This window comes from Bradyrhizobium sp. 44 (assembly GCF_023073095.1).
In the GTDB taxonomy this organism is placed as follows: Bacteria; Pseudomonadota; Alphaproteobacteria; order Rhizobiales; family Xanthobacteraceae; genus Bradyrhizobium.
Genome location: NZ_JADPIY010000011.1, coordinates 41,274 through 56,647, shown reverse-complemented (window position 1 = coordinate 56,647; position 15,374 = coordinate 41,274). Strand labels below are relative to the sequence as shown.

At 58.0% G+C, this 15,374-nt stretch carries 5 protein-coding genes and 1 tRNA gene; 2 read left to right on the top strand and 4 right to left on the bottom strand.

The window, feature by feature from the left end:
• The first annotated feature begins 483 nt into the window (after nt 1–483).
• Nucleotides 484–4,164: an Ig-like domain-containing protein gene (locus IVB41_RS10515; RefSeq protein ID WP_247430715.1), complete on the top strand. Its 3,681-nt coding sequence runs from the start codon at nt 484–486 to the stop codon at nt 4,162–4,164.
• Nucleotides 4,165–4,414: 250 nt separating this feature from the next.
• Here the strand turns inward: IVB41_RS10515 and IVB41_RS10510 are convergent, their stop codons facing one another.
• Nucleotides 4,415–6,265 (bottom strand): calcium-binding protein, encoded by a 1,851-nt coding sequence (locus IVB41_RS10510; protein ID WP_247430712.1) that lies wholly within the window; start codon nt 6,263–6,265, stop codon nt 4,415–4,417.
• Nucleotides 6,266–6,789: 524 nt separating this feature from the next.
• Here IVB41_RS10510 and IVB41_RS10505 point away from each other — a divergent pair.
• Nucleotides 6,790–6,864, top strand: a tRNA-Thr gene (locus tag IVB41_RS10505).
• Between the two features lie 359 nt (nt 6,865–7,223).
• On the opposite strand, the gene IVB41_RS10500 is transcribed toward IVB41_RS10505, so the two are convergent.
• Genes IVB41_RS10500 through IVB41_RS10490 form a run of 3 tightly spaced genes read right to left on the bottom strand, consistent with a single transcriptional unit; the run spans nt 7,224 to nt 15,232 of the window.
• Entirely contained in the window at nt 7,224–8,141 is a 918-nt protein-coding gene (locus IVB41_RS10500; RefSeq protein ID WP_027568223.1) for an alpha/beta fold hydrolase, read from the bottom strand.
• Nucleotides 8,129–8,899: a serine aminopeptidase domain-containing protein gene (locus IVB41_RS10495; protein ID WP_051462835.1), complete on the bottom strand. Its 771-nt coding sequence runs from the start codon at nt 8,897–8,899 to the stop codon at nt 8,129–8,131. Before IVB41_RS10495 ends, IVB41_RS10500 begins: the two co-directional genes overlap by 13 nt.
• 12 nt (nt 8,900–8,911) lie before the next feature.
• Nucleotides 8,912–15,232: a non-ribosomal peptide synthetase gene (locus tag IVB41_RS10490; protein WP_247430709.1), complete on the bottom strand. Its 6,321-nt coding sequence runs from the start codon at nt 15,230–15,232 to the stop codon at nt 8,912–8,914.
• Between the last annotated feature and the right edge of the window lie 142 nt (nt 15,233–15,374).

Here is a 15,374-nt window from a genome sequence, read left to right as displayed (position 1 = left end):
ATCTATTTGACGCCGCGCTTGATCGATTCTCGAAATAAGGCCGGGCTCGTCTCATTAAGTGTCAAGCGCACATAATACGTGACGTCGTCAAACTGGTTGGGGCGCTTCCGTCGATTGACTGATTAACGAGCGTGCTGCCGCCGTGACGTCGGCAGGTGAGGGCGCCGAGGTCGCAATTGCACCTCTACCGTTGAGACCGGTGCTACCGACTGCCCATTAAATGCGCGCGAAATCGCAATCTGCCAACGCAGCAACGGCTTTTCCCAGCGGTGGAATGATTGTGGGGCGTTCATTGTTCCCATGGCACATCTCGGTCGCAAAGTTATCACACGAGTACCGCTATCGGTTCAAATCCTCGTCGCCTGCGATGCCTAAAGGCCGTGTGGGGCGTACGTACCAACTGGACGATTCGGGCTTCGCTCGCTCACGTCAAGCCGCTTGGCGTGGCGTTCCTTGGGGTTGATCTCAGAAAGAGAGCTGTCAATGGCTGTTCAAGTGCCAACCATCGTGAATTTCTCTGCGGACAGCGGCACACTTGATGACGGCGTTACGGATGCGAATGTCGTAACGGTGTGGGGCAAGGCCGATGCAAATACCACCGTATCGGTTTTTGACGGCACGACCCGGCTGGGGACGGCTACGACAAACAGTTCCGGCTCATGGTCGTTCACGACCCCGAAGCTCGCTGACAGCACCCACAGCCTGACCGCTACGGCAAGTGACGGATCGAGCACCAGCGCTGCGTCGTCAGCTTTGTCGATTAAAGTGGTGCCAAGCGTAACTAAATTTGTGCCGGGCACGGACAATTGGAGCAACCCAAGCATCATCGACGCGCAAGGTTGGTACAGCGAAAATGCTGGACAATCGTGGAGCGTGACCACGCCAGACACTCACACGGTCCGGATGGAATTGCGCGCCGGAGACATCTGGGCAGATGGGGACAGCTCTCGCTCTGAAATCCTCGCCGCAAATTCGGTTGCTAACGGCGATATTTTCAACGCTTCCTATTCGATGACGATCGAGCCCGGCACGTCAAACGTCAATTCCGGTCTGTCTTGGCTCTCGCTTACCCAAATGTACGGCCTGAATGGAGCCACGTTTTCCATTCAGCTCAAGGGAGAGCAGATGGCGGTTGTGGTCAATCTCAACGAGCCCACAGAAAAGCAGGTCTACATTGATCCCAGTGCGATTCAGCGAGGCCACGCGTACAGCATTCAGATTCAGGCGCGCTTCGCCGCGGATTCGTCTGGCTATCTCGAGATGTGGCGTGACGGTGTACAAATTGTCGACTATCACGGCGTGCTGGGAGACCCCGGAGCCAACTACAATCTAAAGCTTGGCATCTATCGTGGGGAGCCATCCGCCGCGAACTACACAATGGCGGCCGACTACAGCAATATCATCACTTCGACTGATCCGGCATTTCCGACGCCGCCGTTCGGAGGGACGACTGCTCCCGGACAAGCGCCTGTCATTCCGACGATCGGCTCGTTCTCAACCGACAGCAACGTGGTCGGCGACGGGATTACAAACGACAATACTCTGACGCTGACCGGCACGGCATCCGCGGGCAACACTGTCAAAGTCTACGATGGAACGACTTTGCTCGGGTCCGCTACGGTCGGTACGAATGGCACGTGGAATTTCACCACCACCGCGCTCTCGAACGGCAAGCATAGTTTCTCCGCTTCGGCAACTTCCGCGGGTGGTACCAGCGCGCTTTCCAAGGCCCTTGCTGTAACTGTTGACACCGTTGCCCCCACAGCGCCGGTGATCAGTTCGTCTTCTCCCAACGCAAGCCGCAACACGGTTCTGACGCTTAGCGGTGCTGCCGAAGCGACCAGCAACGTCAAGGTATTCGATGGAGCAACTCTCCTCGGTTCAGCGACGGCAAACGGAAGCGGGGCCTGGAATTTCACGACTGCCGCGCTGTCGACGGGGGCCCATCACTTCACCGCGACAGCCAGGGACGCGGCGGGCAATAGCAGCGGCGCTTCGTCCGCCTTTGACGTTACGCTCCAGGCGCCGGCTAGCACGCCAACGGTATCTTCCGTGTCGGCGTCCAGTTCCAAGATCGTTTCTGGAAATGGCAATCTCGCGGCCGGAAGTGTGGTCACGCTGGCGGTGAAGCTGAGTGAGGCGGTGACAGTGGCTGGCGGCACGCCGACGCTGACGCTGAACGACGGCGGCAAGGCGACTTACACCTCCGGTTCGGGCACCAATACGCTGACCTTCAGCTATACCGTGGGAGCCGGCCAGAACACCTCCGATCTTACAGTGACGGCGGTCAACCTGAACGCGGCGACAATGAAGGGCGGGACAGGTGTCGCGGCCAACTTGACGGGGGCGGTGACAAATCCGTCCGGGACACTTCAGATCGACACCACGGCACCGACGGTGGCATCGGTTGCCGCCTCGGGCAGTGGCATCACGGCGGGCAGCGGCAAGCTGAGCACGGGCAATGTGGTCACGCTTGCGGTGAAACTGAGTGAGGCCGTGACGGTCGCCGGCGGCACGCCCACGCTGACGCTGAGCGATGGCGGTACGGCGACCTATACCGGAGGCTCGGGCACCAATACGCTGACCTTCAGCCACACCGTAGTCGCTGGCCAGAAGGCCTCTGACCTCGCGGTTACGGCGGTCAACCTCAACGCGGCGACGGTAAAGGATGGCGCGGGTAACGCGGCTAACCTGGTTGGTGCGGTCGTCAATCCGTCCGGGACGCTTCAAGTAAACGCCACGACGCCATCCGCACCGACGACGACACCGACGGTGGCGTCGGTTGCCGCCTCGGGCACTGGCATCACGTCGGGCAACGGCAAGCTGAATACCGGCGATGTGGTCACGCTGGCGGTGAAGCTGAGCGAGGCGGTGACAGTGGCTGGCGGCACGCCCACGCTAACGCTGAACGACGGCGGCAAGGCGACTTACACCTCCGGTTCGGGCACCAATACGTTGACCTTCAGCTATACCGTGGGAGCCGGCCAGAACACCTCCGACCTTGCGGTGACAGCGGTCAACCTGAACGCGGCGACGGTCAAGAACAGCAATGGTAGCAGCGCCAATCTGGCCGGCGCGGTCACGAATCCGTCGGGCACGTTGCAGATCGATACTGCGGCGCCAGCCGTGTCGTCGATGATATTCTCCGGAAACGGCCTCACTGGTGGAAGCGGCAAGCTCGTGTTTGGTCAAACCGCCTCGCTGACAATGAGTTTCAGCGAGCCCGTGACCGTCGTCGGGGGCACACCCACCCTAAAACTAAACGATGGTGGTACAGCAACCTATGCTGGTGGTTCGGGTACCAATGCCTTGAAGTTCAGCTACTCGGTGGGACTTGGTGAGAACACCTCCGACCTCGCGGTAACAGCGGTCAACCTGAATTCCGCGACCGTCAAGGACGCCGCTGGCAACGCCGCCAGCTTGGCTAACGCGATCATCAATCCCTCAGGAGCGTTGCAGGTCGATACGGCGATCCATCTCACGAAGGCTGGGGATTCCTTCTACCTGCTGAATGCCAATGGTACAGGGCCGTCGCTCAAATATGAGGGGACCACGCTCACATCGAGCCGTGACTTCACGTGGTATCGACCAATAGCCGCCGTGCAGACTGAAACGGGCTATGACGTCGAGCTCAAAGACAACAGCAAGAGCCAATATATGATCGTCAGCGTCGACAAGGGGGGCAACTGGACCAAAAACCTCTCGCCTATCGTGCCGGGAACAGATCCGGTGCTCAAGCCGTTCGAGAGCGTTTTCCGCCTGGTTATGAATGGCGATGGTGTCATTGCGGCATCAAACGCGAGCAATGTCTCGAAGGCCAGTGCAAGCTCCACCGTCACCGATAGCAGCGCCGCGTCTACGGACGGGTCTGACACCGTTGCAGCCATGAAGTTCGCCGTCCCGGTCGGTGATCCAACAGCGTCGGTCCAACCAAGCCAAAAGGTGGACGCATCCACGAGCAGCTCCTGGGACAATTCGGCGCTTACGTTGGATCATCGCCTTGCGCTATTCACGCAACATATCGCTTCGGCTTTCCCATCCTCGCCAATAAGCGGGGTCGACGAGTCGTCGTTCGGTCAGTCCGCGTGGAGAGGCACGGAGCCATCGAACCTGGCGAAGCCAGTGGTGGCCCAGCAGCATGCTCAAGCGGGGGCAACAATCTGATATCGCGCCAGTGCGGGAGGAGTGTCGTTAGATGCTACTCCCGCGCGAACCGAGCGCCTACGACCGCGTCAGCAGCACCTCACCTTGAATTGCGCTGCCGCTTTGCGAGCTTCAGTCCGAAGTTGGCCGCAAGCCGTCCGAGCAAATGGCTGGAGCAGGCTGAGCATTCTCTTGCTGGTCACAGGAGAATTGCTCCGCGTTGCCCGGCGAGATTAGGGCTCCAAGTCAGGACTGATTCCAGTAGCGTCGCTTAGACGGCGAAGATGAAATCGTGGGCCGTTAGCACATGCGCGCTATGCACGACCACTTCGTTCCCAGCGCTGAACGTTATCGTGCTTTCGTTCGTGGTCATATCGAACGCTGCAATGTTCAGCTGGCTCATATTGGTTATACCCAAGCCGGCAACGTCGATATGATCTCTTCCCAGGGCGGATCCGCCGCCTTGTCCGAAATCCTCGATCTTGTCGTGGCCGTTCCAGGCAGCGAAGACGAACGCATCATTTCCGCCCCGAGCATTGCCCAGCATCAATTGGGCATCGCCCCACATGTCATCATTTCCGGTCCCGGAGATGATGGTGTCAGCTCCACCCCGGGTGTGGTCGGCCATCAACTGTGCGTCGCCAACCAACACGTCGTTGTAACTGCCGATCGCTAAACCATTGGCATCGTTCCCGCCGCTCAATACGTCGTTCCCACCAACAGCATGACCATATATTTTCTCGGCGTCGCCGTAGGCGAAATTGAAGGAAGCCTCTCCGCCGGTGAAATGATCGTTGCCTCCGCGAGAGTTGCCAATCATTTCCGCGGCGTCGCCAACGAACGTGGTTGTCGAGTTCAAGACGCCTACGAACGAATCGTTGCCACCCCGTGCGCTACCGAACATCTGACCGCCAGCATCGCCATAGAACAGATGCGTTGTTGTCAGGCTGGTCGAACCGATTCCTGAAAAGGAGTCGTCGCCCCCAACCGAGTGGCCACCCATGCTGGCGCCTACGTCACCGTAGAACGTCGATGATGCCTTGGATACGAACATGACGTCGTTGCCACCATGAGCGTTTCCGGATGCATCTCCTGCGGCGTCTCCATAGAAGAGGAATGACGTGGATCTTATCCCAGTGCCGCTTCCCGTAAACGAGTCGGCGCCACCGGTCGCATTAAGGAGCAAATTGCCGCCAGCATCCCCGTAGAATGTGGCCGCTCCGCCAAATCCTCCAACGGTGACCGTGAAGGAATCGTCTCCCCCCTGCCCGTGATCCGTAATATCGGCGCCCGCGTCGCCGTAGAAGACGCGTCCTGGGGGAGTCAGGGTCGAACTTATGATGGCTACGTCGTTCCCGCCGTTGGCATGGCCGGAAATGTTTCCGCCGGCGTCACCATAGAACGTCGCTCCGACGCCGGTTAAGAGGTCATCGCCGCCGTGGGCATGTCCTGCCAGATTTTGGCCTGCATCCCCGTAGATCGTTAGCGCGCCGTCGCCGCCCGACGAGTTGATCTTGTCATTTCCGCCAGACGCGTAACCTAAAACGGAACCCGCTGCGTCACCATAGACCGTGTACTTGCTGTTGAAGCCAATCACCGTGGTGAATGTGTCGGTGCCTCCGGACGCATGCCCGAGCAAGTCGCCGCCCGCGTCGCCGACGAACACGGTGCGAGCAATTGTCTTTCCATAAAACGTATCGTCGCCACCGGCCGAAAAGCCGGACATGTTTCCACCGGCGTCACCATAAAAGTAGTTGCTCGAGTGGATACCCGTGTCGCTGCCGGCGGCCACCGAGAACGAGTCGTTTCCGCCCTTGGCATGCCCCGAGGCGTTGCCGCCTACGTCACCAAAGAAAGTGTTTTCGGAGCTTCTGTCGGCAGTAAAGGTGTCTGCCCCGCCGACTCCGAAGTCTCTGATCGCTGTAACCCCGTCGCCAAAAAAGATGTTCGTGGATCTGGCCCCACCGGTGAAAGCATCGTCTCCACCGACCGCGTGATTTAGTATTGCCTTTTCGGCGTCGCCCACGAAAACATTATAAGAATTATCGTCACCGATATAATCGTCGTCAGTTCCGTCTTGATGGCCGCGCAGGTTTCCCCTTGCCAATGGAACCTTTTTCATGCGACGCTCCTCGAAATTTCATGGTTTATTTAAATTAAATAGCAGCCTGATTGTCCATCTACTGATTGTCAATGTGATTTCGTTTCAAGGGTCCCCGTTCATATTTGCGGGGCTTATGAATGATCAAATTGTAATTTGAACCCCTGTCGTTGGTCGACTAGTTTACTCTTTATTACTTTATTCCATCAAGTAAAGTGGAGTGATCATGAATTGCTCCGACGGCATTTCCGTCCAGGCTTTGCGCCAAAGGATGCAATGGATGACACAGCAAATCGATGAATTGCTGGAGCTCCAGGGGTTCGCGCGGCCGACACCAAGCGCTCAGGCCCTGACTTGCGATCGGCCAGTCGGCGTCAAGCTCGCAACCCGGGGCAGCGCAGCAGCTAGATCGGGATCCCGGAATCCCGTGCCAAGGCAAGCAAAGTTGCCTTAGACGAGTTCTTACGATGATCGGGAAGCCGATTAACTCTCTTCTGTCTTAGCTCTGTTTGAATGCGCGTTATTGCTTTAATGTTTTTTCTCTAGCCGGTTTAGCTCAGGGTAGAGCGCCGTCATCGTATGACGGAGGTCGGGAGTTCAAGTCTCTTCAACCGGCACCAGTTTCGTGCAGACCAGATGAGTGGCCGCCATACTGGCCCCGGGTCGTCGGCTTGTGTCCGGCGCGTCGCTCTCGATTAGCTTCCCGACATCACCATTTCCGAATTCGTGCTCGAGCACGTCAACGACCTCAAATCGCCCCATAAGCCACTCGCTCAATAGACGCGCCGGATGGCGTTCTGGCTCTCCTAAGCGACTACGGCAGCCACAATCTCTCCGAAGAGTGGATTGGTCCTCATTCTGACGCGCTGTGGTCGCTGGCCCGCGGGCGACGTGCTTATTTGATTAGTCGAGTGAACCATTGCGAAGCGTTGAAGAAGCGATGGTCTCCGCGCGCCAGAGACGCCAACCCGGCTTTGTTTTAAGCGAACCAGAGGTCTGCGACATCGATCTTTGACGTCGGCTGACATTGCGAGCGTTGAAACGTCGTGGTTTCGCACCATCGTGCGAGCAGTTCGTCGAGTTCGTCTCTCGGCTTCATGGAGCTGAAGGTGTGATCAGCCTCCTGAAAGAATTCCAACTGCAGTGATGCACCGAAAGAGACCCTGGGAAAGGCGTTGATGAATTGTTCGCGGTAGGTTTGACGAGGCGCATGGTGACGACCGGTACAAACAACCAAGAGCTTTATCCCTGCCCGGGTGGTAACTCCATAGACCTTCTCAAGCGAGGCCTGCGCGTCCAATCCCTGATACACAAGATGCTGGGGGCCCCCCTCTCTACGAAGTACTCGTTCGACGATGCGCCGAATGAGCTTGCTCTTGTGCAGACGGAAATCTTTCCAGCTCCGGACATCGCGCAGACGGCGATAGAAGTAGTCGATGAAATAACGAGTGGTCGGAGGGATGTAAGGATCGATCAAGACCAGTCCGACGACCCGCTGATCTGAAAAACCATACAGGATCGCGTGATCGGCCCCGGAACACAGGCCGACCAGAACGACCCGCTGAACTCGACGCGTCGTCTGCAGCCAGTCCAGGGCCGCTCCAATGTCTCCGAAGTTGGATTGGAGCAGAGGTTGTTCGGATGAGTGCGGCGAGCTGTCCCCAAGGCCGGAGAAGTCGAACCGCAGAACTGTAACACCGGCCCGCGCAAGCTTCCGTGACATCGATACGTACATTCGATGATGGCCGACGCGATGAATCGTTCCGGTGTTGAGGATGACGACCGCCAAGTCGCTTTCGCCACCCGGCCCGACAGGGTCTACGACGATTCCGACGAGACTCTTCTCCGGACCGAATTGCGCAACGCGTTCGACGATTTCGTGCTCTATCGCAGCCACTCGGTGATCCGTTCAAATATCTCGACTGGCAAGCCCTCTTCCTGCTCGGCGGAATCTTTCCAGGGGGAGGACGCCTTCAAGGTTACAGTCTCGCTGTTGTTCGATGTGCTTCGGATATTGAAGCCAGGGTTGTGGGTCTCGCTGAAGATCGTCAAAACCCTTGGGGCGGGGGGTATCTCCTGCGAAAGCAGATCAATGGAGTTGAGCCCATGAACAAAGGACGATGACACCAGGAGGCCACCCAATTCAGACGCCGCGGCGTCTGATGCGCCACTCATCGTCAAATCAAAAGCCCTCATATGATGGCCGCTCCGCCAATCCCGCAATTCTTTTACGTATTGGGAGCCGGATATGATTGGCTCCCACAGTACGATGCTTTCGACGTCGGCAGGGAGGCGAGGCGCCAGTTCGACGGCAAGAGTGGCGCCAAGCCGCATGCCGACGATGACGATACGCGCCCTGCCGCTTAGCTCCTTCAATTCTCCCAGCGCTGTCAATATGTCGTTTTTCCAGCCACCAAGTTCAGCGTCGACTGTCTCCCCGCCGGAATCTCCAGCGCCAAAATAGTCGAACCTCAGCGTGTCAAAACCAGCCGCGCACAGGCGTCTGGCGAGAATTCGCATCGCTCGGTGCGCGTTCGTATACTCCATTCCCCAGGAGCCGCAGAGCAACACCGCCCCAGCGCCAGCGCTGCGCACTGCCGGCTCATATGCCCCGAAGAGCCGCCGCTGTTTTGATCCGAAGAAGAACGGTAACATCGACTGAACTGGCTAAGCAGTCTTACGAGCGACAACTTCGGCGATCTGTCGCAGAGTTTTGAAGTACAGCGTTCGCGGATCTAGCGCCAGTCCAGTGCGCTGCCTGATGATGCCCACCATTCTCACTGCCAGGAGCGAGTGACCGCCCAGTTCAAAAAAATTATCATCTGCATGGATGCTCCTTGCCTTGAGTAAATCATGCCAGATGTCGGCTATCAGCTTCTCTGCTTCTGAAGCCGGCGCCGCGCGCTCCTCGGTCGCGTGTGCGCCAACAGCGAACGGATCCGGCAAAGCTTTACGATCGATCTTTCCGTTCGGTGTCATGGGCACGCTATCAACGTTCACAATGAGAGCGGGGATCATGTAGTCCGGGAGATACGTCCGTAAATGGCTTCGCAACTCGCTGGCAGTTGGCTCCTCGTCCCGACAGACAACATAGGCGACCAGACGGTTGTCATCCGCCGTTAGTTCGCGCGCCACAACGACCGCTTCCGTCACGGCAGGATGCTGCCGCAACGTGAGTTCAATCTCGCCGGTTTCGATCCGAAAGCCACGAACCTTGATTTGGCTGTCAATCCGGCCGAGATGGAACAGTTCGCCAGAGCAGCCCCATTTACCAAGATCGCCCGTCCTGTAAGCCCTCTCGTTGCGATCATTGGCGAAGCGATCGTGGACGAAGCGGTCGGCCGTCAATTCCGGACGACGGTGGTATCCAACGGCTACGCCTTCCCCTGCTATAAGGATTTCGCCTGGAATGCCGATCGGTGCCAACGCACCTTCGCGATCAACGACGTAAATGCGTGTATTGTCTATCGGGCGCCCGATTGAAATAGCCGCTTTATCGGGCTGGATCCTCATCACTGTCGACCAGATAGTCGTCTCGGTCGGGCCATATAGATTCCAGAGTTCGCTGACTCGCAAGAGCAGCGCATCAGCGAGATCGCGAGAAAGAGCCTCGCCGCCACAAAGCGCCTTGAGCTCTTTGCTTCCATCCCAGCCGCTCTCAATCAGCATGCGCCAGGTCGCAGGTGTTGCCTGTAGCACCGTAGCTTCGCTTTCGGCAATGAGGCGCGACAGCGCAGTCCCGTCGGAGGCCGCCTCCGCGGACGCCAATTCAATTCGGGCGCCGACGCTTAGCGGCAAGTAGAGTTCGAGGCCGGCGATATCAAACGAGATCGTCGTTACGGCCAACAAGACGTCATCCTGATTCAGGCCGGGAGTACGTGACATGGAGACCAGGAAGTTCGAAAGCGACCGGTTCGAAATGGCAACGCCTTTTGGCTGCCCCGTCGAGCCAGACGTGTAGATGATGTATGCAATGCCCGACAAAGAGAGTTCGTGATCTGCCCCAGCATCCGCTGTCTCGCCGGCGGAGACGAGGTCCTCGTATACAACGATGCGAACACCGGCCGGCGCCTCCAGCCGCTCCTTCGATCGATCGTCAGACACAACTACACTGCAGCCGCTGTCGTCCAGCATGTAGGCGAGGCGCTTTGCCGGGAAAGACGGATCGAGGGGAACGTAATGGGCGCCTGCCTTTTGTATTCCAAGTAGCACAACGATCAGCTCAATCGATCGCGTCATACAAAGTGCGACACCAGCACCGGATCGAATGCCCAGGTTTTGAAGAGAGCGCGCTACCGCGTTGGCCCGCTCGTCGAGAGCGGCGTAGCTGATTGTTTGGTCCTTGAAGGATATCGCCGTGGCATCTGGTTGCCGGTCGACCTGGCGTCGGAACATGGTGAGGAAGTGGGAAGGACTGGCGGATGCCGAGGGGGCGTTCCATTCTCGCAGGAGCAGCTGCTTTTCGTCCGACGGCAGCATCGAAATCGAAGCGATGCTCAGGGCCGGATCATCGACGATGCCTTCCAGTATCTGCAGATATTGGGCGGCGAAGCGCTTGACCGTGCTCGGCTCAAACAAGTCAGTATTGTACTCAAAGGTCACCGTATGCGACAGCTGTGCGTCAATCGATACGCTTAATTCGAACTGCGCGCCGCCTCTGTCTATGATGGCGGGCTCCCATTTCAATTCGTCGAAGGTGACGCCGTAGAATGGCGCATTCAGCATGTTGAACATCACCTGCACCAGCGGCGCTCTGCTGTTGTCTCGTGCCTGATGTACTTCCTGAACGAGCTTGTCGAAAGGGACGTCCTGATGCGCATAGGCATCCAAGGCCGTTGCACGTACTCGCTTTAGAAAGTCCAGAAAGCGCGGAGTCCCGCCGAGATCGACGCGCAGCGCCAGCGTATTGACGAACGTACCGACCATGTTCTCCATGTCGCGATGCGTGCGGTTTGCTATCGGTGCACCGATCGCAAAATCGGTCTGCCCCGTCAGGCGGAACAGTTGAACCGCAAATGCTGCAAGCATGGTCATGAACAGCGTGCCGCCCTCGTTCCTGCTCAATTGATCGAGCTTGGAAAGGAGCGACGGGTCAATCGGCAAGACGTGACTGGCCCCGTTGAGCCCACGCACCTTGGGGCGGGCGAAATCAATGGGCAACTCCAGCGCGGGGAGTTCATTCAACTTTTTCAGCCAGTATTCCAGCTGGCCACGTGTCTGATCTTCGGGTTGGTGTCGGTGCTGCCACTGGGCATAATCCCTGTAATGCAGCGCTATCGGTTCGAGGCCGACGGGCCGGCCTGCGCGAAGAGCGTTATATGCGACCGCAAGTTCGCGGCCGACAATGCCCACCGACCATTGATCGCCCGCAATGTGGTGGAGCGTCAATTGCAAGAGGTGCTCGTTGTCCGCAACGCGAAAGAGCGTCGCACGAAGAACCGGTCCTCGGGCAAGATCAATGGGCACTCTCGCCTCTGCCTGAGCTCTCTGCAGCGCCTCGGTGAGGGCTCCAATTCCGAATGAGCGCAGATCGGTAACCACAAGCTCTTCAGGGTGCCACGGCTGAATCTTCGGTCGGACTTCGCCATCCTCCTCGAAATAGATCGTCCGGAGATTCTCGTGTCGCTGGCGCAACTCATCCAGAGCGCCGGAAAACGCACGAACGTCCAATTGCCCAATGAGCCGGATCGCGCCACTTAGATTGTAGGCTGTGTTGGTCGGATCGAGCGACTGGATGACCCACATGCGCTGCTGCGAGTACGAGAGGGCATCAAGCTTCTCGGATGAGGGCTCGATCTGAGGTCTGATCGCAGACCTCTCGACCGCCTGAAGCGCATCGTCGATGCGACGGCTCAAGGCCGCGAGGGTCCGCGCCTCAAAAATGGCCTGTAGGGGCAATTCGACGCCGAAAACGCGAGTTATCCGCGAAGCAACCTGCGTCGCCAGCAACGAATGTCCGCCGAGGTCAAAAAAGTCGTCGAGTCTGCCAAACAGGTCGGTCCTTAGAACCTCTCGCCAAATGTCGTAGAGAGCTTGCTCAGTCGCGCCCTGCGGCGGAACACTTGATTCGGGAGATCGAGATTCTCCGGGCCATTCCCTTGCGGCAAGCGATTTTCGGTCCAGTTTTCCGTTCGCGTTGAGCGGCATTCCAGCCAATCGCACGAAAGCAGCCGGATGCATTGGTTGAGGTAGTGTGCGCGAGAGGACATCCCGGATCGTCTGCATGCGCGGTCCTTGCTCTGGATGAACATCGGTGTAGTAGGCAATCAGCTGCGGTTGCGCAGCCTGATCCTCACGTACGACAACAGCCACCTGTCCGATCCCCGGGATGCGGGCCAAAGTGAGCTCGATCTCAGGCAATTCAATTCGGACACCGCGAATTTTGACCTGGAGGTCATTGCGGCCAAGAAATTCGATCGCACCATCTTCGCGCCAACGACCGAGATCACCGGTCTTGTAAAGCCGCGCCCTCGGAACCGAATGATCGAAAGGATCCGGTACAAATCTCTCGACGGTCAGTGGCTCATTGTTCAAATAGCCACGACCGACGCCGGTGCCCCCAATGTAGATTTCGCCGGTAGCTCCGAGCGGCACCGGCTGCATAAATCGATCGAGAATGTAAAGCTGGAGGTTCGCGATTGGGCGCCCAATAGGTACAATCCCTGCCAACTCGGTTTCGCTACAATCCCAATGGGTGACATCGATGGCGGCTTCCGTTGGGCCGTATAAATTGTACAGCTTCACCCATGGCAGCGCAGCGAGACATCGTCGGGCCAGGCTGGCTGACAGCTCCTCGCCGCTGCAGATCACGCGGCGCAGCGTTTTGCAGTCCTCGAGACCGGGGCCCTCGAGGAACGTCGCCAGCATCGACGGGACGAAATAGATCGTAGTGACCGCGGTCTCTCGAATGACCCGCTTCAAATAATCTGCATCCAGGTGGCCTAATGGTTCAGCCACCACGAGCCTCGCCCCCGCAAGCAGGGGCCAAAAAAACTCCCAAACGGATACGTCGAATCCGAAGGGGGTCTTCTGCAACACAGCATCATCGCCGGTGAGACGATACTCGTCCTGCATCCACTGAAGGCGGTTTGCGACGCTCCGATGCTCGTTCATGGCGCCCTTCGGAGCGCCCGTAGAGCCCGAGGTGTAGATCACGTAAGCCAGGGACCGTTCGGTCAGTCCAATTTCCCGGGGGGCGATATTCTCGCCGGAATACCGGGCGATGTCGTCGGCATGTGCATCAAGTAGCACGATCTCGGCCGTTGACGCAGGAAGACCCGCGCGCAAGCCCTGCATGCTCAGTACGATGGATGGCGCGACGTCGGCGAGCATCGCTGCAATTCGATCTTTGGGAAGCGTGGGGTCGATCGGGACATATGCTGCGCCACACTTCAGAATCCCCAACAAGGCGATCACCATCTCGGCGGATCGTTCGAAGCAAGCGGGGATCAGCGTGCCTGGCCCGGCACCGCGTGAGCGGAGAAAATGGGCCAGCTGGTTCGCGCGGTAATTCAATTGCGCGTAAGTCAAGGAAGCGTCGCCAATAGACAGCGCTGTGGCGGTTGGGACCGTCTTGACCCGCTCCTCGAAAAGCTCGTGAATCAAGCGGTCGTCGTAAGATCTCTTGGACGAGTTGAATCGGCGCACGACGTAATCGCGTTCAGTGGCTGACACAATGTCGACGCGGCCACAGATCGTCTCCGGCGTCACGGCACATTGGTTCAGGAGCATAACCCACCGGTCACGGTGTGCTTCGAGCTCACGCGAGGAATACCGGACGGAATTGGCTACAATGTCGAAACGATAGCCGGTCTCGTTATCGTCACCATAGTAGACAAGCTGGATGTCTTCTACCCGCCAATTTCCAAGTGGCCGACGTCGAATCCTGCGCCCGGCAAGTTCCACGCTTTGATCCAGTGGAGTGTAGTTTACGAAGGCTGAGTAGATATTCGGTTGACTGGGGGATAAGCCCAAGTCACGGCGCAAATCTTCGGCGCGATAGAGTTGATGCCGGTAAGCCTCGCGCAGGGCGCGTGCCGTCCGGCCCAGTAATGAGTCGAAGCTCTCATCCAGGTCGATGGACAGCCGGACGGGAATGATATTGGTAGCCAGGCCAACGGCGCGTCTTGGTCGAGGCCCCAGCCGGCCGCCGACCTGCATTCCCAAGACAAGATCACTTTGTCCCGTCATGCGGCAGAGATAAAGCGCCGTCGCTGCCATCAAGACACAAGGTATGCCTGCCCCATGCCTGCGTCCCAAGACCTCCAGATTGGAGGACAGCGGGATTCGGCCCGTGATTTGATTGACGTCCGGGCCGGGGGGTAAACGTCGCGTGGACAAGGTTACGGGAGCTGGCGGATCCTTGAGGACGCCGAGCCAATAGCCATGATCCCGCGCGCGCTGGGCCGATCCCTGGTAGATCAGTTCGGCTTCCAAAAGGTCGTTGAATGGCCCGACCTTGTTGGAGAGAAGCTCCCGGCCACTCACGAACCCATTGTACAGTTCGAAGATTCTGCGAACGACGAGCGCCCAACCAGCTCCATCGTTCGCGATGTGATGATTTACTGCATACCAAAAGTAGTGTTCGGCTTCGATTCGAAGTAGTGCAAAACGAAACAACGGGCCTTTGGACAATTCAAAGGGCCGCGCCATGTCGGCCCGCATCCATGCCTCGGCGGCAGCGTGCGCATCGGGCTCTTCGCGAAAGTCGAGATGGTGCATGACCCAATCATCGTCGCTTCCTGTGTACTGTCTTGGACCAGCATCAGTCTCGATCACGCGCACACTTAACGCATCGGCTTCTTGTACGGTCGACCGCACCGCTCGTTCGAAGGCGTTCTCGTCAACGGCATGGCAAAGTTCGATGCATTCGCCGATGTTGAATGCGGGGTCGCTCCGGTCGAGCGCCTGAGCCAGCCAAATGCCTAGCTGACCTTGCGTTAGAGGCAGAAGTTCTGAATTCTCTAAATTTGAATTATCAAAGTCCAAGGGGAAATCTGCTCCCGGCCGGTCCGAAATTTACCGTCCTCAATCACTTCGCAGCTATGCTGTTGCGATACCACAGATTTCATAATACTGGAATAATCTACCGCGACACCAATATTCGCGAGCATAGGATTAACGAAGCGCC

What these genes read in the sequence shown, in the direction of transcription:
- IVB41_RS10515 (WP_247430715.1), top strand. Translation starts at nt 484, where the DNA reads ATGGCTGTTCAAGTGCCAACCATCGTGAATTTCTCTGCGGACAGCGGC.
- IVB41_RS10510 (WP_247430712.1), bottom strand. Translation starts at nt 6,265, where the DNA reads ATGAAAAAGGTTCCATTGGCAAGGGGAAACCTGCGCGGCCATCAAGAC.
- IVB41_RS10495 (WP_051462835.1), bottom strand. Translation starts at nt 8,899, where the DNA reads ATGTTACCGTTCTTCTTCGGATCAAAACAGCGGCGGCTCTTCGGGGCA.